This window comes from Chryseosolibacter histidinae, from assembly GCF_018598225.1.
In the GTDB taxonomy this organism is placed as follows: domain Bacteria; phylum Bacteroidota; class Bacteroidia; order Cytophagales; family Cyclobacteriaceae; genus Chryseosolibacter; species Chryseosolibacter histidini.
Genome location: NZ_JAHESF010000047.1, coordinates 1 through 22,517, shown reverse-complemented (window position 1 = coordinate 22,517; position 22,517 = coordinate 1). Strand labels below are relative to the sequence as shown.

The 22,517-nt window shown below is 50.0% G+C and carries 15 protein-coding genes; 8 read left to right on the top strand and 7 right to left on the bottom strand.

The window, feature by feature from the left end:
* The first annotated feature begins 217 nt into the window (after positions 1-217).
* The 3 genes from KK083_RS27880 to KK083_RS27870 all read left to right on the top strand — a co-directional run bounded on the left by KK083_RS27880 (position 218) and on the right by KK083_RS27870 (position 6,184).
* On the top strand, positions 218-3,619 hold the full coding sequence (locus tag KK083_RS27880; protein WP_254169427.1) for a PAS domain S-box protein: 3,402 nt from the start codon (positions 218-220) through the stop codon (positions 3,617-3,619).
* Between the two features lie 247 nt (positions 3,620-3,866).
* Positions 3,867-4,253: a BlaI/MecI/CopY family transcriptional regulator gene (locus tag KK083_RS27875; protein WP_254169426.1), complete on the top strand. Its 387-nt coding sequence runs from the start codon at positions 3,867-3,869 to the stop codon at positions 4,251-4,253.
* Positions 4,250-6,184: a M56 family metallopeptidase gene (locus KK083_RS27870; RefSeq protein ID WP_254169425.1), complete on the top strand. Its 1,935-nt coding sequence runs from the start codon at positions 4,250-4,252 to the stop codon at positions 6,182-6,184. The genes KK083_RS27875 and KK083_RS27870 overlap by 4 nt, the downstream gene beginning before the upstream one ends.
* A 60-nt stretch (positions 6,185-6,244) precedes the next feature.
* On the opposite strand, the gene KK083_RS27865 is transcribed toward KK083_RS27870, so the two are convergent.
* The 7 genes from KK083_RS27865 to KK083_RS27835 form a co-directional block, all read right to left on the bottom strand.
* Positions 6,245-7,477, bottom strand: coding sequence for a thioredoxin family protein (locus tag KK083_RS27865; RefSeq protein ID WP_254169424.1), 1,233 nt, complete (start codon positions 7,475-7,477; stop codon positions 6,245-6,247).
* Between the two features lie 12 nt (positions 7,478-7,489).
* Positions 7,490-9,937 (bottom strand): beta strand repeat-containing protein, encoded by a 2,448-nt coding sequence (locus KK083_RS27860; RefSeq protein ID WP_254169423.1) that lies wholly within the window; start codon positions 9,935-9,937, stop codon positions 7,490-7,492.
* A 19-nt stretch (positions 9,938-9,956) separates the two neighbouring features.
* Complete coding sequence (locus tag KK083_RS27855; protein WP_254169422.1) at positions 9,957-10,829, bottom strand: hypothetical protein; 873 nt, start codon at positions 10,827-10,829, stop codon at positions 9,957-9,959.
* Positions 10,826-14,179: an ankyrin repeat domain-containing protein gene (locus KK083_RS27850; protein ID WP_254169421.1), complete on the bottom strand. Its 3,354-nt coding sequence runs from the start codon at positions 14,177-14,179 to the stop codon at positions 10,826-10,828. The genes KK083_RS27855 and KK083_RS27850 overlap by 4 nt, the downstream gene beginning before the upstream one ends.
* Positions 14,180-14,435: 256 nt before the next feature.
* Positions 14,436-15,506, bottom strand: coding sequence for a mandelate racemase/muconate lactonizing enzyme family protein (locus tag KK083_RS27845; protein ID WP_254169420.1), 1,071 nt, complete (start codon positions 15,504-15,506; stop codon positions 14,436-14,438).
* Positions 15,507-15,584: 78 nt separating this feature from the next.
* Positions 15,585-16,658, bottom strand: a complete 1,074-nt coding sequence (locus KK083_RS27840) for an N-acetyltransferase DgcN family protein (RefSeq protein WP_254169419.1) — start codon at positions 16,656-16,658, stop codon at positions 15,585-15,587.
* Between the two features lie 203 nt (positions 16,659-16,861).
* The gene (locus KK083_RS27835; protein ID WP_254169418.1) at positions 16,862-18,127 is read right to left on the bottom strand and encodes a serine hydrolase; all 1,266 of its coding nucleotides are present in this window, start codon (positions 18,125-18,127) and stop codon (positions 16,862-16,864) included.
* Positions 18,128-18,172: 45 nt separating this feature from the next.
* Between KK083_RS27835 and KK083_RS27830 the strand changes: the two genes are divergently transcribed.
* The 5 genes from KK083_RS27830 to KK083_RS27805 form a co-directional block, all read left to right on the top strand.
* Positions 18,173-18,622, top strand: a complete 450-nt coding sequence (locus KK083_RS27830) for a hypothetical protein (protein ID WP_254169417.1) — start codon at positions 18,173-18,175, stop codon at positions 18,620-18,622.
* 60 nt (positions 18,623-18,682) lie between these two features.
* Complete coding sequence (rlmN, locus tag KK083_RS27825; protein ID WP_254169461.1) at positions 18,683-19,729, top strand: dual-specificity RNA methyltransferase RlmN; 1,047 nt, start codon at positions 18,683-18,685, stop codon at positions 19,727-19,729.
* A 365-nt stretch (positions 19,730-20,094) separates the two neighbouring features.
* Positions 20,095-20,679 carry a TetR/AcrR family transcriptional regulator gene (locus tag KK083_RS27815; RefSeq protein WP_317195254.1) on the top strand — a complete coding sequence of 195 codons (585 nt, stop codon included), beginning with the start codon at positions 20,095-20,097 and terminating at the stop codon, positions 20,677-20,679.
* A gap of 4 nt (positions 20,680-20,683) precedes the next feature.
* Entirely contained in the window at positions 20,684-22,006 is a 1,323-nt protein-coding gene (locus KK083_RS27810; protein ID WP_254169416.1) for a TolC family protein, read from the top strand.
* Between the two features lie 18 nt (positions 22,007-22,024).
* The coding region (locus tag KK083_RS27805) for an HlyD family secretion protein (protein ID WP_254169415.1) at positions 22,025-22,517 on the top strand (493 nt) is incomplete at its 3' end.

The window sequence follows — 22,517 nt, the reverse complement described above, 5'->3', positions numbered from 1 at the left end:
TTATTGTATCTTAAAAATAATAAGAAACTGTTGATGTAAACATACCCGGCTGCAATTTAGGTGCACCGTATATGAACCCCGGCCATTGAACGGACCCTTGCGATGAAACACCGGAACAGCCACTTATATGATCAGGACAAGAAAACCAAAGAAACGCATCTGATTTCCCCTTAACTTGCTATCCGGAAAACCTATTCCATTGCCCGAATTTACCTTCATGAATACCCGTAGTCTCAAGGCTCAATATGTTTTGTTCATTACAACGGTGGTGCTCACCATCGTTATCTCGCAGGTTATTATCCAGTATGACCTCAATCAGCAGAATGATGACGCAAACCTGATCAATATTGCCGGCCGGCAGCGCATGCTCAGCCAACGCATCTCCAAACGTGTTCTCTACACTTACAATGCAATTAAGAACGGGCAAACAGATCAGGCGGGACTTGACACGCTGAAAAAACTGGTTAAGGAATGGCAGCATGTGCATTCGCAGCTGGTCAACGGAGAGCTTGGGGGTCCCGGCCGCAACAGCGCAGCGATCGACTCCCTGCTCCGCATCATCTCGCCGCATGTATCGGCCATGGCAAAAGCGTGTAACCAACTGACCGGCTATCCTGACCTGGCTACCGCCACCCAAACGGTGGAGGTAGTCTCGCAACATGAGCTTGACTTCCTTTACACTATGGAGCGTACTGTGGCTACCTACCAGCACGAAGCTGAAGAAAAGCTGCATAACATGAAGAACATCGAGCTGGCGCTGGCAGTAGCCTGCGTGATTGTGCTGCTCCTGGAGTTCATTTTTATTTTTTCTCCCATGGTGAAGGGGTTGAAAGGCACCAACATGGAGCTTGCCCATGCCAACCAGGAGCTTTCAACCATGAATGAAGAGCTGCAGGCCACCGGTGAAGAGCTGAGAAGTAACCTGGATTATGTCAACGCGCTGCATGAGAAGATCGAAGTACGGGAACGCCAGTTCAGGGAAGTGGTGGAGCGGGCCACCGACATGATCTATGAGCTGGATGAAAATGGAAAGTTCAGCTATGTGAACCCTGTGATGGAAAGCATCTGCGGGTATAGCAAAGAAGCGCTGGCGGATAAATATTACTGGGACCTGGTCCATCCTGACCATAGGCATCGGGTTGTGTCGTTTTACAAACAGCAGCTCGCCAGCAAAACCGAAGTTTCGTATCTGGAATTCGCGATCACTCCCGCCAATGGATCGGATCTGTGGGTAGGCCAGAATGTACGCATGTTCTTCCGCGATGAATGGGTCTTCAAAGTAAATGTAGTGGCGCGTGATATTACGGCATTGGTACAGGCACGTGAAGCCCTGCAAGCCAGCGAAACACTCTTCAGGTCGCTCACTGAAAATGCATCGGTAGGCATCTACCAACTCAACAAGGAAGGCAAGGCCACGTTCATCAATAGAAAATGGTTCGAGATCGTAGGGCTTGACCCCGAAAATACCTCGGTTGAGGCACGACAACAGGCTGTTTACAAAGACGACCGCGAAAAAGTGATCGAGTTGTGGAACCATGCTATTCGCGCCGGATCAAGTGTATCGCTCGAATTCCGGTTCTCTACTCCTGCCAAGGGTATCACCTGGATCTCTAACCAGCTTCATCCCATCAGGAACAAAGACAACCAGGTTACCGGGTTCATCGGCACCGTGAGCGATATCACGCCGTTGAAAGAAGCTGTTCGAAAGGCGGAAGAGAGCGAGCAACTTTACAGGCTCATCAGCACCAACTCCAAAGACCTGATCTCGCTCTACAACGCGGGCACTGATGCCAAACGGATCTTCATTTCCCCTTCTGTAAAAGAAATTCTCGGATACGAACCGGAGGAGCTTGTCGGCAAATCTGCATTCGACCTGATCGAGCCCGAAGACCGGAAGAAGATGCTGGAAGAAGTGCATCCTAAAACCATGAGCGGCATACCGGCCCGGGCCGAATACCGCATGCGGAAGAAAGACGGAAATTTGATCTGGCTCGAGTCCAACTCCCATCCTTATTTCGACGAAGACGGTGTGATGATCGGGTTTCAAACCTCGGCCAGGGATATTACCGAAAGAAAAGCCGCAGAGCTGGCGCTGCGCGAAGCCAAGGAGAGAGCGGAAGAAGCAACCCTTGCCAAAAGTCAGTTCCTCTCCATGATGAGCCATGAGATCAGAACACCGATGAATGCCATTGTGGGCATTACCAACCTGCTGCTGATCGAAAATCCACGCACCGACCAGCAGGAGAACCTCAGGTTGCTGAAATTCTCCGGCGAAAACCTGTTAACGATCATCAACGATATTCTCGATTTCAGCAAGATCGAGGCGGGCAAGATCAGCCTGGAGCACATCGACTTCAACCTGCCCGAATTCCTGGAGAACATGCAACAGGTGCTGGACCAGCGGGCACGTGAGAAAGGTGTAAGCCTGTCGTTGAGCTACAGCAAAACCGCGCCCACCGTGGTGAAGGGCGATCAGGTACGCATCGGGCAGATCATCACCAACCTGATTGGCAACGCCATCAAGTTTACCGAGAGCAACGGAAGTGTGATCCTCTCGGTAACCTCCGAACCCGTGGATGCGCATAAACATGCTGTGAACTTCTCCATCAAAGACACAGGTATTGGAATAGCGCCCGAAAAAGTGAAGCGGATCTTCGAAAGCTTCGCACAGGCCAACTCAGACACTACACGCAAATTTGGCGGTACGGGATTGGGCCTCTCCATCACCAAAAAACTGCTGACCCTGATGGGCGGAGAAATTGAAGTTATCAGCACGCCGGGTGTAGGCTCGGAATTCAAGTTTACCCTGCTGCTCGAAGAAGGCGATATCAAAGCGCCCGCGGTACAAAAGAAATTCGAAACCGTGAGCAGCACCATCGGCAGAAAAGCGAAGGTGTTGCTGGTGGAAGATAACCGGGTGAACCAGATCGTTGCCTCCAATTTTTTGCGCAAGTGGGGACTGGACGTCGACTTCGCCAACCATGGAAAAGAAGCCCTCGAAATGGTGAAGAACAAATCGTATCAGCTTATCCTGATGGATCTGCAGATGCCCGAGATGGATGGTTACGAAGCCTCCCGGAAGATCCGTGAAATTGATGATGATCCTTACTTTAAAGAAATTCCTATCATTGCCCTCACAGCCTCGGCCATGATCGACATCAGGGAGAAGGCCATCCTATCAGGTATGAACGATTTCATCAGCAAGCCCTTTTTGCCGGAAGAGCTGCAAAGCAGGATCGCGCAATACATCGATGCCTTGCAGCCGCAGGGCGCAGAGCCCACTCCGAAAAAAACGTTCAACCTCGATCTCTACACGGAAGGCGATAAAGAATTCAAACGTGAGCTGGCAGGCCTGCTGATCAAAAATCTTCAGGAGCTGCAGCAGGCGCTCGGAGATGCGCTTCGGCAAAAAGATCCGGAGATCTACCGCAAGGCGGCGCACAAGATCAAACCTACCATCAGCATGCTCGACAAAACATTCCTGCTGCTGGTTGAAGAGATCAAAGAGCTTGTTGCAGGTAACGGTGCCGCATCGTTCGAAAAAAAGAAACAGGAATTTACCGGCATTACCGAAAAGCTGATCCGCGAGCTTCAGGACGACATCAAAACAACGTTCTAAACCGACAACCAACGAGCCCTGAAGGGGCTCAATGTAAATAGCCCCGGGTGCAAGCCCGGGGCTATTTAGCATTGGTAGTTTCATGTGCCACAGGCAATCTATATCCAGCTTCGAAAGCTTTGGCACATAACGCACCACTCAATCATGGTGATTCGCCCTGCCTTCTAAATAAATACGAATTTTTTCGTAACAAAACTTGTATTCTTAACGTTCGTCTTGTAAGATTGTATTACGAAAATATTCGTATATGAACCGTTCGCAGGTAAAACCTACAGAAAAAGAGCTTGAAATCCTTCAGATCCTATGGGCCAGGGGGCCTGTTGCCGTGAAGGACGTGCATGAGGCCATGGGTGGCGAGGATATGAATGGCTATACCACCATTCTCAAGCTGCTGCAGATCATGCACGAAAAAGGCCTGGTGACACGCCAAAAAAGCGGCAAGCTGCATCTCTATAAAGCCGTGCCTTCGCAGGAGAATACCCGGCAGCAGATCATCGATAAAATGATAGACACTGTTTTCCAGGGCTCGGCCATGCAACTGGTGATGAGCGCGCTGGGCAACAAAAAGTCGTCGAAAGAAGAGCTGCTCGAGATCAAAAAATATCTGGAAAAACTCGAAGGAGGTGAACAATGAACGCTGAATTTTTCCCATCGTGGACCCAGGCACTCGGATGGACGTTGCTGAATTCGCTTTGGCAAGCCATGATCGTGCTGTTACTGGTAGTCATTGGGTTGCGCTTCACGCCTTCGCGCCTGTCGCAAGTCCGTTACATCATTGCCTGCACCGGCATGGCTTTCATTGTTGTTATGAATGCCGCCACGTTTGTTTACCTGTTCGGTCAATCGCCAACCGAAACCGCTGCAATTAACATTAATAATATCGTTGCCGGATCTGCTGCCGCAACATCCCCCGGCCGCTCTGCGGGAGATTGGGTTATGTCAGTGATTGGCATTGTGGCATCGAACATGCCGCTGATCATTCTATGCTGGGCTGCCGGCGCCTTCTTTTTCGCGTTGCGTATGGTCAGCGCTTGGTGGTATGTGTCGAAGTTGAGAACCGAGTCTTTCGTGATCGACGATGTGTGGAATGACCGATTGCAAACGCTGGCCCGGCAATTGGGCATCAACCGGGCGATCACGCTGGCCCAATCGGCACGCATCCATTCTCCCATGGTGATCGGATGCCTGAAACCCATCGTGCTCGTTCCCATGGGCATGCTCGCAGGACTACCCGCTGAGCAGATCGAGACCATCTTCATTCACGAGCTGGCCCACATCAGGCGCCACGATTACATCATCAACCTGGTGCAGTCTTTCGTAGAAACCATTTTCTTCTTCAATCCTTTTGTATGGATCATCTCCGGCATCATCAGAAGGGAAAGGGAATTCTGCTGCGACGATACCGTGATCGCCAAACACGGAAGCGCGCTGGTCTATGCCCGTGCGCTGACCCAGCTCGAGGAAGCAAGGTTGACAAAAGCCGCCTTCGCGCTCTCCCTGGCTGAAAACAAGAACCAATTGTTGAACCGAATCAAACGTATTATGGAAAAGTCTGCAAAGAATTATTCAGGCAGAGACAGGTTGATCCCTGCCGCATTGCTCGTTGTTGGATTGATCTGCGCTTCGTGGCTTACCATCACATCAGAGCCCGAACAACACAACCGTGAAGCAGCCAACCAGGCCGCTGATACCGTGATCAAAAAGAATGAAAAGTCAGCCAGCTACTCCCGGAGGTCCATCATCACGTACGATGAAAAAGGACAACCGCACGAAGAAGTTGTCGAATCGTACGATGGCGATGAGGATATGAGAGAGGCCATGATGCCACTGATGAGTTTTGACTTTGCCGTTCCACCGATGCCCGGAGAGCCCACCATTCCACCAATGTTCCCTGATATGTCAGGATTCGAACCTCCCGTGCCACTCAGTTTTGATCTCCGGATAGATACGATACCCGGTGGATTCCACTACAGGCATGACCAGGACTGGAAAGAATTCAGCGAAGCCTTCGAGAAGAAGTTCCGTGAACGGTTCAGTGACTTTTATCAATCGAACGAGAAGGATTTCGAAAAGATGATGAAAGAACTGGAAGAGAATTTTAAAAATGACTTCGGCGACAACTGGCAGGCTCACCACGACCTGATGATAGCTGACATGGGTCACGAGGAAGTCATGAAAAAAATGGAGCAATCGATCCAGCAAATGGAAGAACAGGCACACAGGGCACAAGAGCGGGCCAGGGAGCAATCGGATGTATGGGTTGAACGCCAGCGTGACCAGGCTGAAAGAATGGAACGTGAAGCGCACCGGCATGCCGAACGTGCCGAGGCAATGGAACAGGAAGCGAAGAGAATGGAAGCCGATATGCACGTCTTCGAAGACGAGTTATCTGAAGCACTGAGAAAAGATGGCTACCTGGGCAAAGACGAACACCTGGAAACCATCAATTGGAGTGATGAAGGCCTCAATGTGAACGGTAAGTCCATCAAGAAATCAGACCTTAAAAAATATTCGGAGCTTCGTAAGAAATATCTGAAAGGCAATACCTATTGGTACGTGGAATAGAAGGTACGAGGTACGAAATACGAGGTACGTGGGATCGTACTTCGTATTTCCTCCCGCCTGTCAGTGGTCCGACGACTCTTCCAGCACCTTCTTCGCCACTGAAATAAGATCTGCGGACTCCAAAGCTCCGCTCCCTCTATTCAACACATTGCCATCAGCATCGAAGAATACAAGCGTGGGAATGGATTCGATCGCCATTTTTTCCACCAGCGCTTCTTCCTCTTGTTCGATGTTGATCCGCAAGCATACAAACCTGTCGCTCATGAATTGTTCAACCTCGGGAGTGCTGAAAACATTATTCTCCATCCAACGGCAGGGGCCGCACCACGTGGTGTAGAAATCGACAAAGATCAGCTTCTTTTCCTGGCGCGCCTGTTCAAGTGCCTTCTCCCATTTCAGCAGCCTGAAATATTTCAGTTTCTTAAATCCCTTCAATCCTGCAAGCTGTGAATCGGCATTCTCATCGCCCGAAGCGGAAGCCTGCTGATACCAGTATTCCGCTTTTTCAAGATCGGGTTCAGTGCCCACGCCGTATTTATACATGCCCGCGAGCCTGATCTGCGCAGCGATTTGTCGTTTTGACGCCGCGTTTTGATATAACTGAAATGCCTTCCTTTCATCGCGCGGCAAATCTTCGCCCAACTCATACATCATCCCCAGGATGTAACATGCGTCAGAAAATCCATTGTCTGCTGCCTTCTTATACCACTTAGCCGCTTCCTCATGGTTCGGTATCGTGCCCTCACCCTGTTCATACATCACACCCAGGTTATACTGGCCCATGCTCCAACCTTGCTGCGCAGCCTCGGAATAGAAAGCAAAAGCCTTGTCGAAATCCTGAGGCACATGATAACCCCAGTAGTGCATGACACCCAGAACACTTTTCCAGAATGCACTCGCCTTTGCGCTCGCAACGATGTCCGGATAAGCCTCTGCCAATACCTCCGCCGCTTTCACTTCATCCTTTTCAGATCCATTCCATCCACTGGCATACAGAAAGAACATACCGTAATGATTCTTGCGGTCTCCCAAAGCGATACCCTTGCGATAATAAAAGGCAGCCGAATCAAGATCGGTTTCCACGCCCTGGCCCAGCGCATGCAGGCGTCCGAGAAAATAAAACGCTTCGTGATCTTTTGCGGCAGCACGCCGGAACAGTTTCTGCGCCGCTTCAAATTCCGATACATTGTATTGGCCCAGGGCTTGTGTAAGCTGAGGTGATGAAGCAAAACCCTGCATCATTCCAATCAGGAAAAGCAGAAGTGTAGCATTGTAATTCTTACGATGTATCATGCGTTTTCTGTTCTAAGGCAGCGTTGTAAATACTTTCTGATCGCCATAAACCGTTTGCCCGGTGCTTGTCACAGCGTAGGCCCGGATATAGTAGGTGACGTTAGCTGACAAACCTGTTACATTGAGTGTGAAAGTTCCGGTGCCGCTACCACTGTTCAGACTTGCCTGAACACCTTTCACAGGATTCGGCGCCGTGCCCCACACCACGCCACGTTGTGTGATGGTTTGTGTGCTGCTGATGGTGCCGCCGGTGAGCGCAGAGCTGATGGTGATGCTGGTTGGCGTGGTGGTGGTTACTACAGCGGCCGCCGTTGTTGTAAAGGAAAGCTCGTTACCATACACGGTGGTGCCACCGGTAGTGATCGCATAGGCCCGTATATAGTACGTTGTGCCGCCAAGCAAGCCATTGAGCTGTGCTGTATACGTGACTGTTGGCGCACTGGCATTGATCCGCGAATTACCGGTAGAAGGATTAGGGCTGGTGCTCCAGCATACGCCACGTTCCTGCAGATTTGCGGTGCCGGTAATAGTACCGCCAGCTACGGCGGAAGTAGCGGTGATAAAAGTGGCCGCTGTGGTGGTCAACGTAAAATCAGCTTGTGTGGAAAAAGTGAGGAGCGGTCCATAAGTGGTAGTACCATTAACGTCGATTGCATAGGCCCTAAAGTAGTACAATGTACCCGGCGTTAATCCTGTTATGGCACTTGTGAAAGAACCCGAACCACTGCCATCTATTGTCTTGCTATTGCTCGTTGTTGGCGCCGACGAAGTGCTCCAGCAAACGCCGCGGGAAGTTATTAAAGTAGAGCCCGTTACGCTGCCTCCAGCAGTAGCAGATGTTTTTGTAATGCTCGATGCCGCTGTTGTAGTGAGCGATGTGGCAACAAACACCGGCGTGGTGAAGGTCACCTGGTTTCCATACGTGACTCCCCCTGCTGAAACAGCGTAGGCTCTCACGTAATAGGTCCGGTTCCACGTCAACCCTCCAATACTGCTTGTGAAACTACCCTGACCACTGCCGTCAATGGTCCTGCTGTTATTTTCCATTGTTGGATTGGATGTTGCTCCCCAAACGACGCCGCGTGACGTCACCGTACCCGTACCTGTAATGCTTCCTCCGCTTACTGCGCCCGGAGGATTGATGCTGGTGACCGCGCTTGTGATAACAGTTAACTGATCAGGGGTATTGAACGACACCTCGGTTCCATAAATTGTTCCACCACTGCTGACGGCGTAAGGACGCACGTAATATTTCGTAGACGTGGTCAGGCCCGTAAGCGTCACGTTATAAGAGCCAAAGCCAGCACCTGCTTCGATCTTATTGTTGGCAACCGTGGGCAGCGTGGAAGTGCCCCAGCAAATACCTTTCATGGCAACCACACCGTTGCCTTGCAGGTCAGCACCCGCCACCGCTGTAGTGTTGGTGATGTTGGTAACGGCTTTTGTTGAAAAGCTAAATGAAGCGCCACCCAGTGCCGTGACAAACATTACCTGGTTGCCATAAACAGTCTGACCCAGGTTAGAAGTAGCGTAAGCCCTTGCGTAATAAATAGTCCCCTGCGTAAGACCCGTGAGCGAGGCCGTGAATTCCCCCGTACCTTTGCCTGCCGATGCCTTATTGTCCAGAATGGTAGGATTTCCTGTTTTATTCACGCAGACACCCCGATCCGCAACGTTACCGGTACCCGTGATTGAGGCACTCACATTGGCGGTGGTAGACGATGCACCCGGAACATCTTTCGTCACAAGCGTTACTGTGAAAGGTTGAATGGGAAGTGTTGAGAAGGCCACTGTGTTGCCATAACTTGTCTTTCCGGTGTTGGAAGTGCCGTAAGCGCGTGCATAATATTTTCTATTCGGAGACAATTGTTTCAGGTCAACCGAAAAATCGCCTGGGCCTGATCCGGTCTCCTGCTGAAAACTTCCTCCCACTACCGGGTTCTCCGTCTCTCCCCACACCAGGCCACGCGAAGCGATCGTGCCTACACCGGTGGATGAAATGGATGTTGCGATCGTAGCCGTGATCTCGGTAATATCTGTTGGCGCCTGACTCACAATGGAGAGCGTAAGATCCTTCAAGGTTTTAAATGTGATCTCGTTACCATAAATAACGTTGCCGAAATCGTCTTTGAAATAAGGTCGCACATAATAATCCTTATTGTCTTCGGGCAGTGTAAGCGTGAATTTGAAGTCGCCGGTGGTGGCGGTGGCAATCACCTTCTTATCGTTGACATCCGGCTTGCTATTGGTGTCCCAGCAGATGCCTTTTTCGATCACCGTAAAAATACCTTTCGTGGTGATGGTCACAGAAACGGAAGCCGAAAAAGTACCGATCTCCGCAGCCGGGTACACCTTCACCACGTCTTGTGATTTTGGGCCAACTTCATTGTTATCACAGCCCTGCAAAAACACCAGGGAAATTATCAGCATCAGCCAAATTGCAATACCTGTCTTCTTCATGGTTATATCACCCGTTTGATTACCGATAACCCCTGGAAAAATAAAAACCTGCCCGCAGCGCAACATGCGAGTAATTGAGGTTGGATTTAAAGCTCTTGGTGGTGAGCGTTGGCTGGCCAAATGAATTCCGGCTGTCGTTATAATATTTGTAATCGGCATTGATCACGGCGTGATTATAGCTGATGCCCGCCATAAAGGTCTTGAAAAGGATCACGTCTGCCCCATACGCATATTGCAGCGTGAACACCGACGTTGCCTTCGAATCATATTTGCTGATCACGCCGTTCTTCACTGGGTTCTGCTTGCCCGCCGTGATCACGGACCGGCTGCTGTTGGCTTCATTTGTAGCGTTGGGTGTTGTGATCTGCACAAACATATCAGGACACATCAGCAACGTAGGATATAATTTAAGACCCACCCGCACAAAATGCTTCCGCAGAAACCTGTAGTTGAGATTTACCCCTGCACCGAATGAATAAGCTGAAATTGCTTTTGTATATGTTGCTTTGATGTTCTTGTCGGTAGGACCTTTCAGATCGAACGGCGCTTTCAGTCCTTTCAGGGAAATGTCACCCGTCACCCCAAAGTTACGCTGCTCAACATCACGGATCTTTGTCTTGGGAAAGCTCCAGCCCATCTCGAATGAGGCGATGGATTTGAACTTGGGTTTGTACGTGCCCTGCAGCATATTGTTCAGCATGCCGAACGTGTACGCTTCCGGTGCTGGCTGTTTCGAACCCATCAATGCCCCGTATTCTATTTTGAGATAGTTGCCCGCAAAAGAAACCGGGATCACGTACGGTTGATAATATTCAGGATTCAGATCTTGCGCTGAGCCGTGCTTGTAAAGAACCGTGACAACCACGACAACAATTAGTAATCTCCGCATCATTTCAGCACATTTTTAAGAGAAACAAAATATCTTTCTTTCGCAATTTTGTAAGGCGTTCGTCCCCAGTTGTCTTTCGCTTTTTTATCGGCACCACTTTCGATCAATATTCTGCAACCATCCAGGTAGTTTTCGCGCGCGGCAAAATGCAACGGTGTCCATCCGTATGTTTTGTCTTTCACGGCGGCCGTTCGTTTGTCGGCTTTCACCATTGCCTCCAGGGCCATGCTGTTCTTACTATACGCCGCCAGGTGCACTGGTGAAAAACCTTTGGTGCTGTGAACGGCACCGTCTGCGCCCGCGCTCACCAGATTGGTGACTGCAGCCATATCGTTGTTCTCAACCGCTTTGTGCAGCGCGGTAAGTCCTTCGGCGTTCTTGTAGTTGAGGTCGAGGCCGCGTCGTTTCAACACGTTGAACACCGCCAGGTTAGCGGAATTGAACACGAGATAGTTCTTGTCAAGATCATTGGTGCTGTAGCTGAAGAGCGAGTCGAGCACTTTGGCGCTGCTGCTATTCGTGGCTTCCTCAAATAATTGATGATTGCTGTTGGCGCTCTTTACCAGCAGCGGACGGCTATACGCTGAAACTGCTTTCATGGCAAAGATGTTATCCTGGGTCACTGCCGTCTGCAGCATTTTGCCATAGAACCTTTCCTTGCTTTTAGCATCTGTCAATAGAACATTGATCGCGATGAAGTCTGTGTTCCTGGCCACCAGGTGCGTTATGGTTTTGGCCTTTTTCTCCGAGAACAGCAGCACCAGTGGTACCTCTTTCTGATTTTTGTCAGCAAGTTTTTGATTGATATCGGCACCGTTGGCCACCAGCACCGCTGTGTTGGCATCAGCATCTGCCACCAGCGACTCGATCAGCAAGCCATTCTTGAGCTGCTGCGTGTTGAATTCCTGGTCATTCTTCAGCAGGAGCGACAAAATCGCGCTCTTATCGCCTTTGATCATGGCAGGAATGCTCACATCACTGAAATGCTGACCGATCTGGCGATGCAGCTTCTTATCCACAATCGCCGTGAAGGTCTTTACATCTTCTTTCTGAATGCAGTTGTGGATGATCTCTTTCAATCGTTTTTCAGCGCTGAGATACTGAGCCTCTTCGCGGTCCGGAAACACAGCATGTTTGGCAAACTGGTACTGGATCTTTTCGATCTCATCGGAGCTCAGCTGCTGATAGATATGATAGGAATAGAACAGGTTCTCGGCGTTGTCATTGCTGTTCTTCACCACATCACCCAGCCTGAACAAAGCGGCCTCCTTGAACGATTCAATTTTAGTGGAAGCGTATAGTTGCGCTTTCCGGCTGGCTACATTTAAAGCCTGAGAAGAAGAATTCAACGGCCTGAGGTTTCTGAAGTGCTGATCTCCTGAGGTATTAGGGCAATAGTTGTCATACCAGCTGGTAGAATTGTAGTTGAATTGGGTCCGCACCTGTTCCTGATAACAGGTAAGGTTGTAATAGCTGTTGAGCGCTGCATTCTCCGCTTCCTGGTTGTCTGTATTGAAGAGAGAGCTTTTGAGCTCAGCGATACCGTTTGAGGTATCGTCAATAATGCCATCGCGGATGTTCTCCATTTGCGTACGTTTCTCATACTCCAGCTGCTCCTTGGCGCGTTTGGCCTGGCTGGCGCTGTTGATCATATCGACGGCAGAAGTAAGACCTTCGCCAATGGCTGCAACAGTACGGTCGGCCTGGGTTGCCGTAGCACTGTTCAGCGTCTCGTTCTTCTTCAGCTTGGCATCCAGGTTATCCAGGTGAAACTGCGTGGCCTGGTCCCTTTGCTGGCTGATGAGGCTCATCCTTCTGTTCACTGACTCGATCAGGGCCTGCGGATTGCTGAAGTTGTGCTTGAGACTTGCCATCTCTGAAAATTGCCGCGACATGAACTGGATCTGGCCCCGTGCCATATTCTGCTGATCTGCATAGCTCAACGATTGTTGGTAATACTCACGCAGTCCCTTGTACCGTACCGAATAATCGGCTTCCAGGTAATCCCATCCCGCCTTGGAGCCACCATCTTCGATCCATCGCGTGACCTCGGGGTGATATGGATATAAATGGATCGCCTCAATAACTGAATTTTCATCCGCGCCAATGCCCACCAGCCTTGCATCGGCCATGATCGCCGTTGCCTGGTCATATCGTTTTGTTTTCTCCGCTCCGGTAGGAGGATTGGCATCCCATGCTGCTTTTGCCATCTCCCATTCACGGCTCAGCCTGCTTTCAGTCAAGCTTTCGATCGATTCTTTCATCTTCCACGAGCGATCATCCTCTTTCTTTTCTCTGTCGCGCTTCTCCGCATACTCCCGTTCCCTTTTATCAGCGTCATCCTTCTCTTTTTGGATCCGATCAGCTTCAGCCTTTTCAGCAGCGGCTTTGTCTTCAGCCGCCTTGATCTCGGCTTCTTTTTCGTCTTGCTCTTTCTGAATCGCGTCCTGTTTTGCCTGTTCGGCGGCCGCTATCTCTAGTTCTTCCGTTTTTTTCTGATCGTCAGCTTTTTTCTGCGCGGCGATTCTCTTGTCTTCCTCCTCTTTCTTTTTCCGCTCGTCGTCTAGTCTTTTGCGCTCGGCTTCCTCCGCTTTTCTTTTTTCTTCGGCGGCCTTCGCCTGCGCTTCCTTATCACGCAGATCCTTTATCTTCTGGTCGATCTGCTCAATTCGTTGCTTCGGGTAATTTTCTTCCGGCAGAAATGCCAGCGCCTGGTGATACAGGGCCCTTGCTTTGCCAAGGTCTTCCACGGTTCTTGCGGCGTTGAATGCCGCATCGGCTTGCCTGAGCAGCTCATCATATTTTTTTCGCTGCTCGTTTGCTTTCAAATAATCTTTGATGGCATATTCAGCGCCCATCCAGGCAGTAGGGTCAGGGTGGTAATTGAATGATTCAAGACTTACGGCCTGCAAAGTCCAGCCACCAGGATTCTTCGCTGCAGCTTCAGAGGTGCTGAAAGCAAACCCATCGCCTGTTAAGGTACCGAGGTCATCATCCGCAGCAATGGAAAATTTCTTCGTTCCCTGCTTGGTGCCGTTATAATAGACATCAAATACTACCGTTGGAAATTCAGCGCCCGTTTTGTTGAGCACGTCCATCAGACCGGGTACCTCAGACTTGTAAACCTGTCCGTTGTAATTGTAGCCGCCCATAGCGTTGATGGTAACGCGTGCTGCAACGGCAAAATACACTTCCTGCTTCCCCCATTTCTGCACACGGTAGGCCACACGAACATCAGCGTTCACTCCTTTTCTGTCATAATTGCTTTTGCTGGCGGAGGTAGTCTGCTGGGCATGAGCAGAAAAAAAGAAAAATACCAGCACCATACAGAAAACTCCGGGGAAAGTCTTCATACACCTCAGGTAAGATTAGTTAGCCAAATTTTTTTTAAACTTATCGCACGACAAGAGCATCGGCAATACCAAATACTTGGTATTTGTTACGGCCGATCGTTTGCCTATCGCTGGAGGTGGGTGAGGGGGAGCTTTACTTATAAGAAGGGGAAAAGGTACGAGGTACGAAGTACGAGGTACGCTTGTCACCTACAACAGTGTGCTTTCTTACATAGAAGGGTATTTTACTTCGTACCTCGTATTTCGTATTTCGTACTTACACCAGCCTGTCTAACCCAAGGCCTGGCTTATCCGAACAGTACATGTAGCCGTCTTTCAGAATAAATCCGCCCGTTACTTCGTCGCGGCCCAGGTCAAGGCTGCCATCGAGGTCGATGTATTTTGTGTTGGTGCACGAGAAGGCCGCATGGAGCGCTGCGGTGATGCTGACAATGCTCTCGTCATTGCAGCCCCAGAAAAGATCAACGCCCTCTTGTAAGGCGATGTCGGCGATCTTCAATCCCTGGCTCACGCCACCGCACTTCATCAGCTTGATGTTGAAAATGGCCGAGGCCCGGGGTGGCTTCACCAATTCGAGCGCATCTTTAGGAGAGATCAGCGACTCATCGGCAGCGATCTTCAGCTTGATCTCATCAGGCAGGGCCTTCATTTCTTTTACAGCCTTTGCAGGAAGGGGCTGCTCGATCAGCTCGATGTTGAGGTGTGTGGTCTTCTTATAAAATTCGATGGTCTGATCAACACTATAACCCTGGTTGGCATCGATGCGGATCACCACGCTGTTGCCGAATTTCTCACGCAGCTTCACCAGGCGCTCGATATCTTCTGAGATGTCTCTGCCAAGTTTTACCTTCAGTACCTTGAAACCGTTCTTGATGTATTCTGCAGCCTCTTTTAAAGTATCCTCCACGCTCTTGATGCCGATGGTATTGGACGTAGGCATGGTCTTGATCTTCTGCCCGAGGAACTTCACCAGCGGCACGCCGAGAAATTTGGTGAACACATCGTGAAGGGCAATGTCGAGGGCGGCACGTGCGGCAGGGTTCTTCGGGAACTTCTGCTGCACCTCGAAGGTGAGCTGATAGAAGTCGCGGATATCGCGGCCGACAAGAAAATCCAGGTTCTTCTCTTGCAACGCTTCCAACGTCTGGCTGAGGTTCTCGCCAACAACGTACTCGCTGGGGTTTCCGGAACCGATGCCCGTAACACCATTATCGAGTGTGATCTCCACAAAAGCATTCCGCACCTCATCAACTGTTTTAAAAGCGATGGTATAGGGCTTCGTGTTGCCGAGGTCTGCGTTCCAGACTTTAATATTCTTGATTTTCATCCGCGATCTTTAATAATCAGGTTGCATTATCCGCGCTTCCCATTCTATATTCTAAATGCTAAATTCTAAATTCTTGTATTACACCGTGGCTGCTGCTTTTTTGATCATCGCCTCGAATAAAGGAACAAGGCTTTGAACACCATCTTCCAGCGGCAGCACCACGGGAATCCCTAGGTCCTTCTCATACTTGCTGGCATAGTCGCGCGCATCCTGCTCCTTCATCTTCGCAGTGTTCACCGTCAGGGCTACTGTATTGGCGCCATAAATTTTGATCAGGGCGATCTCGTCTTTCGGATCGGGAATGTAGGCCGGATAAAATTCCATGTCCTTGTATTGCTTGCGCGGGGGGTTATGCTGCAGTACAACGCCGTCGGCATCCGCCGATACGATCCACTCCGCACCCGCAGGCCCGCTCGGGTTTCTCAATGACGACTGTCCTTCGATAAAAATGATATCAGGCTTCGCTTCCATGTAACACGTGTGAACTGCGTGTTCCATTTCACCTGAAATAAAATCGTTAAGTGTTGAGTCGAAAACAAATCCGTATTTCGCGCCCTGCATCCATCCGGTTTGTCCGGTGTAGATCATCTCAGCTTTGTAACCAGCCTTGCGCATCGCTTCCACCAGGAAACGGGTGGTGGTCCTTTTGCCCATGGAGCAGTCTGTTCCCAGCACGGCAATCTTGGGGCATTTTACTTCTTTGATCTTGCCCGACCAGAAATGAAGGTCTTTCACCTTCTTGGGCTTGCGCACATCGATGATCTCCAGTCCTTTTTGTTTGGCAAGGTCCGCCAGCTCCGGAATGTCCGAAACGTATTCGTGCAGGCCGTTCACCAGGTTGTAACCGTTCTCGAGTGCTTCCTTCAGCACGGCCCGAAGCGACTCAGGGATCACGCCGCCCTTCGTAGCAACACCTACAATGCAATACTTGGCTTTTTCTTTGGAGGATGAAACAAAATCTGCGATCGAAGCATAGATCTGGAGGTTGCGTTTTCTGCCGTCCAGCACTTCGCCCGCATCCTTGCCGGGATATTTATGATCGATGATCCCGATGATATTAAAACGATCCGTTCCCCTGATCAGGCCATGCGCGGTTTTTGCTGCAATGGTATCCAGCAATCCCCCGGTAATAACAATAGCGTTGCTTTTCATATTGGTCGATGAACAAAAGCCTGAAATATCGGGCAAGAAATCCAGTTAATCAACCACTGATTCCAGTGATTGTATGAGTCCACGGACCACAGTCCATGGTCCACGGCCGTACCAGAAAGTATGATTTACAAGGTACGAAAGTAGATTTCGCTCCGCCCGTCTGTGGACTGTGGACCGTCGACTGTGGACAATTTGCCTACTGCTCAATTGCCTACTGCCTGTTGTTTTGAACGGTCGTAAACAAGTTTGAACGCCGAGAGATCTGGTTTGTGCTTCCGAACACGTGTGAGCTCATGTTCGTAGATCACCTGTCCCAGGTTTTTCATGAACGGAAAACCTAACTCCCGGTAGGCATATTTTCCATCGTTGTAGATCTCGTCGGTGTTGGTATTGATCACGGCGCTGAGCATAAATTCAACACCGTTCTTAAAATCGACCACATAAGCATTGTCGATAAGAAATCCGTAAGCATCGCCTATTTTATTAAAGATGCGGATGTTTTCGGGGATGGCTTCATGACCGTTCCCGAACATCAGGAACTTGCAGCTTGCGTCGTGGTAAGAGGTGTCGGCATAATAAGGCGGGAAAATAGTTTCGGTCGGTAGCTGCGACATGTACTTCAGCACAAACGCCCTGTCATCTTCCGTGAGGTCGAACCTTTTCTGTTCGGCAACGCTGGCCGGGAACAGGAAGGCACGCAGCAATTCCTGTTGCTCGTTCAGGGGAAAAAAATTCTTATAGGTAAAATCGAATGGTTCGTTGATCAGTGAATCCCTCCTTTTGAAACCTTTCCCTTTCAGGATCTTCTCTTTTACTTCTATGAGCGGATTGTTCACCAGCATCGGCTGCCCGTAGACGAGGGTGTTTCCGTTCATAAAACGCACTGCCTCCGTGTGTGCATTCTCTTCCCGGCTGAGGGGCCGCTCCAACCGGTGGAGGATCCGCGTGGCAGTGTAGCCTTTTTCATGGAGGATCTTATTGACCTCCGACTGTCCCATGAATTCATATAAACGGTTATAGGCGTCGTTATCGCTCACGACGAGGATCTTCTTTGCATAGTGTGCAACGGATGGCAGTCTGTTCTCAGCAGTGGTATCCTGAGCCACAGAGCGCTGTCCTGCGTATAAACTATCGTGAAAAACGGGCGTAAACTTATCAAGCTTGTCGACATTTAAACGGTGAAGTTTTTCCAGCGAAAGCAATACCAGCGGAAATTTCACCGTGGAGGCAGGATAGAAATACCGGGAGCTATCCACATTAAAATAGTAGGACCTGAATGACGGCTCGTTCTTCTCGTTGCGGTCGATCTGCGTATAAATGACCTGCACCTCGTACCGGTCCTTGTTCTGAAGGATATCATTAAACTGATCGGGATGTGCTTCCATAAGCCCTTCAATGAGATTGTCACTTTTCCGGGCACAGGAAAAAACAGACAATGACACTAAAAGGAAGAGTAGAATCTTTTTCATGCTGGCTTGGATTTTGAGTACATTAGGGTAAAGAAAACAAAAGCTATGAACCCGAACGTAAGAAAATCAATAATTTTTACAGGTTGGATGATCGTACTTGGCAGTTTTTCATTCGGCGTAAGGGCGCAATCCATTGTCGGAAGCTGGCAATTGGTAAAACAAAGCAATTGTATGGAAGAGAACATGACCGCGGCCAACGATACGGCGCAGCGGATGATCGAGGATATGAAAGAGATGGGTTCTCCCTCAGCGCAGGTGGTGGTCTTCAAGGAGAAAATGGCGGGCGAAGAGTCCACCCGCATTCTCACCAAAAAGAAAACGTCCAACAACAAGAATTTCCTGTACCGGTTCGATGGTGAAACACTGATGATCCTCGATAAAAAATCGCAAACCATCAGCAACAGCTATATGGTGGATAAATTCTCGGCCGATTCCCTCATTATTTCCAATTCCTCACGGCCCTGCGAAACCCGCATATTCCTCCGGTTAAAATAAAGGTTTTCCGCATCCTGCTGTGAATCAAAGATTACCGTTCTTTGTTGTTACCTTTGCATGATGGTTGAAACGACAGTAAAGCGGGACATACGCAAATTAAAGCTCGAAGAATTAAAGGATTTCTTTGTTCAGCATAAGGAAAAACCCTTCCGTGCCCAGCAGGTACACGAATGGCTCTGGAAAAAATCTGTCAAGGACTTTGACGACATGACCAACCTGTCGCTTGCCGTCAGGGAGCTGCTGAAGACCCATTTTACCATCAACTTCATCAAGGTAGACCACATGCAGCGGAGCGCCGACGGCACCATTAAAAATGCCGTGACCCTGCACGACGGCCTCATCGTGGAGTCCGTACTGATCCCTACCGAAAAGAGGATCACCGCCTGCGTTTCTTCACAGGTGGGCTGCAGCCTCGACTGCAAATTCTGCGCAACGGCGCGCCTGAAGCGTATGCGAAATCTGAATCCTGACGAGATCTATGACCAGGTGGTGGCGATCAAGCAGCAAAGCGAGCTTTATTTCGGAAGGCCGCTGACCAACATCGTATTTATGGGCATGGGCGAACCGCTGCTCAATTATGCCAACGTGATAGCGGCCATAGAGAAGATCACCTCGCACCAGGGCCTCGCCATGGCTTCCAAAAGACTTACTGTGTCTACAGTAGGCATCGCAAAAATGATCATCAAAATGGCCGATGACGGCGTCAAGTTCAACCTGGCCGTTTCCCTGCACTCGGCCCTCAACCATATACGCTCGTCCATCATGCCCATCAACGAGTCGAACTCCCTTGAAGAGCTCGCCGAAGCATTGAAATACTGGTACCAAAAGACCAAGCGCAAAGTGACCTATGAGTACGTGGTGTGGAAAGACATCAACGACACCGAAGAACACGCGCAAGCGTTGCTGAAATTCTGCAAGGTCATTCCGTGCAAGGTAAACCTTATTGAATACAACCCCATCGATGATGGCCAGTTTCAGCAAGCCTCCGAAAAGGCGCTGAACATGTACATGGACCTGCTGGAGCGGCACGGCATTACCACCCGCATCCGCAAAAGCCGCGGCAAAGATATCGACGCCGCCTGCGGACAGCTTGCGAATAAGAGTTAATTAGTCCACGGTCGACAGTCCACAGACCACGGACGGATCCGCCAACTTGTACCTCTTATCCCGGATAGCTATCGGGACATACCTCGTACCTACCATCACGCCGTTGTTGATGCTCCCGCGCCCTTGTTGGTGTTCTTCACCACAAGTAACACATCCTTTTTTACCAGCAGCAACAAACCCACCCCCGCCGTTGTTGGTGTTCTTCACCAACAACCTAAACCTTGCCGTGGACCGTGGACCGTTCGACCGTGGACCCTTCAACCTTTCACACCACAACCAAACGATTGCGTTAGCAACCCCACACCTTTATTTTAAACAATCGTTTAAATTTTAAACAATTGTTTAATTTTGTGCGTTATTAGGTCATGACACGCGAAAAGATTCTGGCGGCAGCCAAAGAATTATTTGAAGAAAAGGGGTTCGACTTCACAACCGTTCGGGATATTGCATTGAAAGCCGATGTTAATATCGCGCTCATCAATTATCACTTCGGATCCAAGGAAGCACTGCTGATCACCATTGTGGAAGAGCGTGCGAACGAGACCTATATCCGGTTAACCGATATCAATAAATCGGAGGCAGATCCGGCGGTAAAAATGCAAACCGCCCTCGAGACCATGATCGACAAGATCTTTGCGAACCGGAAATTCTACCAGATGCTGCACCAGGAATTATCGACCGTACATCGCCCGGAAGTAAGCGAAAAGGTTATCAAGATCTTAAAACGCAACCGTCAGGAGATCCGGCAGATCATTGAAGAAGGCCAGCGAACAAAGGTCTTTCGCGACGACATCGACATCGAGCTTACGCTGGGCACGCTGTTTGGGCTGTTCCATCAGGTCACCAATGCCGGCTTCAAGTTCGTAGTGAAAGAAAGCGACGCCAAGCTGAAGACCAGGCTGCGGGAACATAGTAGTCAACTGATCAATATTTTTTTAAAGCGGAAATAATCGTATGAATATAAAACATCTATTCAGTATCCTGCTGGCGCTGGCAGTGTTGCATGCCTCGGGCCAGCCCACGAAACTAAGCTTGCAGCAGGCACTTCACCTCGCCATCGAGAACAGCAAAGAGTTGAAAGTTTCCAAAGAGAATGTAGCGATCGCGCAGGCAAAACTGGCACAGGCCAAGGACCAGGCGTGGCCGGAAGTGAAGGCAAGCGCAACGTACCTGCGGGTGAACACACCCAAAGTAAGTATGTCGGGTTCCGGCGAACCGAGTGGCGGCAGCGGTGGCGAAAGTCCCTTCGCTGCTTTTGCAAAACTGAACAGCATTGGCCTCGCGCAGCTGACCATCAGTGAGCCTGTCTTCGCAGGATTCAGGATCCGTAACAACCGGATCATGCAGCAGTATCTGAAGGAAGCAGCCACCTACGATCACAACACCACAACGTCGAAGGTACTGGCCAACACCGCCCGGGCTGTTTTTCAATATTATCAGTTACAGGAAACCAGCAAGCTGCTCGATCAGAACCTGAAACAGGCAGAGCAACGGGTAACGGAATTCAAAAATCTGGAAGCGCAGGGCTTGCTGGCACGCAACGACCGGTTGAAAGCTGAGTTACAGGTGAACAATATCAAACTGGCGCGTACAGAAGTGTTGAACAATGCGGCATTGGCCCAGTATAACCTGCAGATCCTTTTAGGCTTGCCGGAGGACTCCACGCTTGAGCTTGATACAACGGGGATGTTCATAAAACCTTCGCTTGCTTCCGAAGAACAATTTCAGCAGCAGGGATTAGAGCAGCGCCCTGAATTAAAGGCAGCGCAGTTGCGTGCTGAGGCAGGCGACGCTGCAGTGAAGATCGCCAAGGCATCCCGTTATCCTTCGCTTGCTGTTACAGGTGGTTATGTGGATGCCTATATCCCAAACGTTGTAACGATCACCAACGCCCTGAATGGTGGGCTCGGCCTTCAATATAACCTTACGGGATTGTTCCACAACAAACATGTTGTACAGGAAGCCAAAGCCAAACAGCACCAGGCAGCGTTGTCGGAGCAGATGCTGAACGACCAGGTAAAAATTGACGTGCGCGAGAAATTTCTGAACTACCAGAAGAGCCTTGAAAAAATAGCGCTGAACGAAACCGCGATCGAGCAGGCAGGCGAAAACTTCACCATCTCCAAAAACAAGTTCGATGCCGGCCTGATGATCTTGTCCGACTACCTGGAGGCCGATGTGACCCTGCTTCAGGCACGCATCAATTACGCCACAGCAAAGGCTGAAAGCATGATCGCTTATTATGAATTACAGGAATCAACAGGGAATTTAAAATAGCCCTTAGCGAAATACATTATGGAAAAGGAAAAAGCAAAAAAGAAAAATAAGGTCTTCGCCACGGTTTTGGTATTGATCATCACGGTTGGCGCTGTATTTGGCGTGTATAAGTACATCCATGCGCAGCATCACGAAGAAACCGATGATGCGCAGGTGGAGGCAAACATCAGCCCCATTATTCCGAAAGTTTCCGGTTACGTCAGCCGGGTGCTGGTGAACGACAATCAACAAGTGAAAGCCGGCGACACACTGGTGGTGCTGGATGACCGGGACCTGCGCCTAAAGGTGTTGCAGGCGGAAGCGGAGCTTGAAAACGCGCGGGCGAATGTTGCTTCCAGTGGCGCCGGTTATGAAACCGCACAGCAAACTGCGTTGAGCTCGTCGTTCAATACCCAGGCAGCAGAAGGGAACGTGGAGCTGGCACGCGTGCGGCTGAGACGTGCCGAGAGTGACTTCAAGCGTTTCCAGGAATTGGCGAAAACCAACTCGGTCACCCGGCAGCAATTTGAGC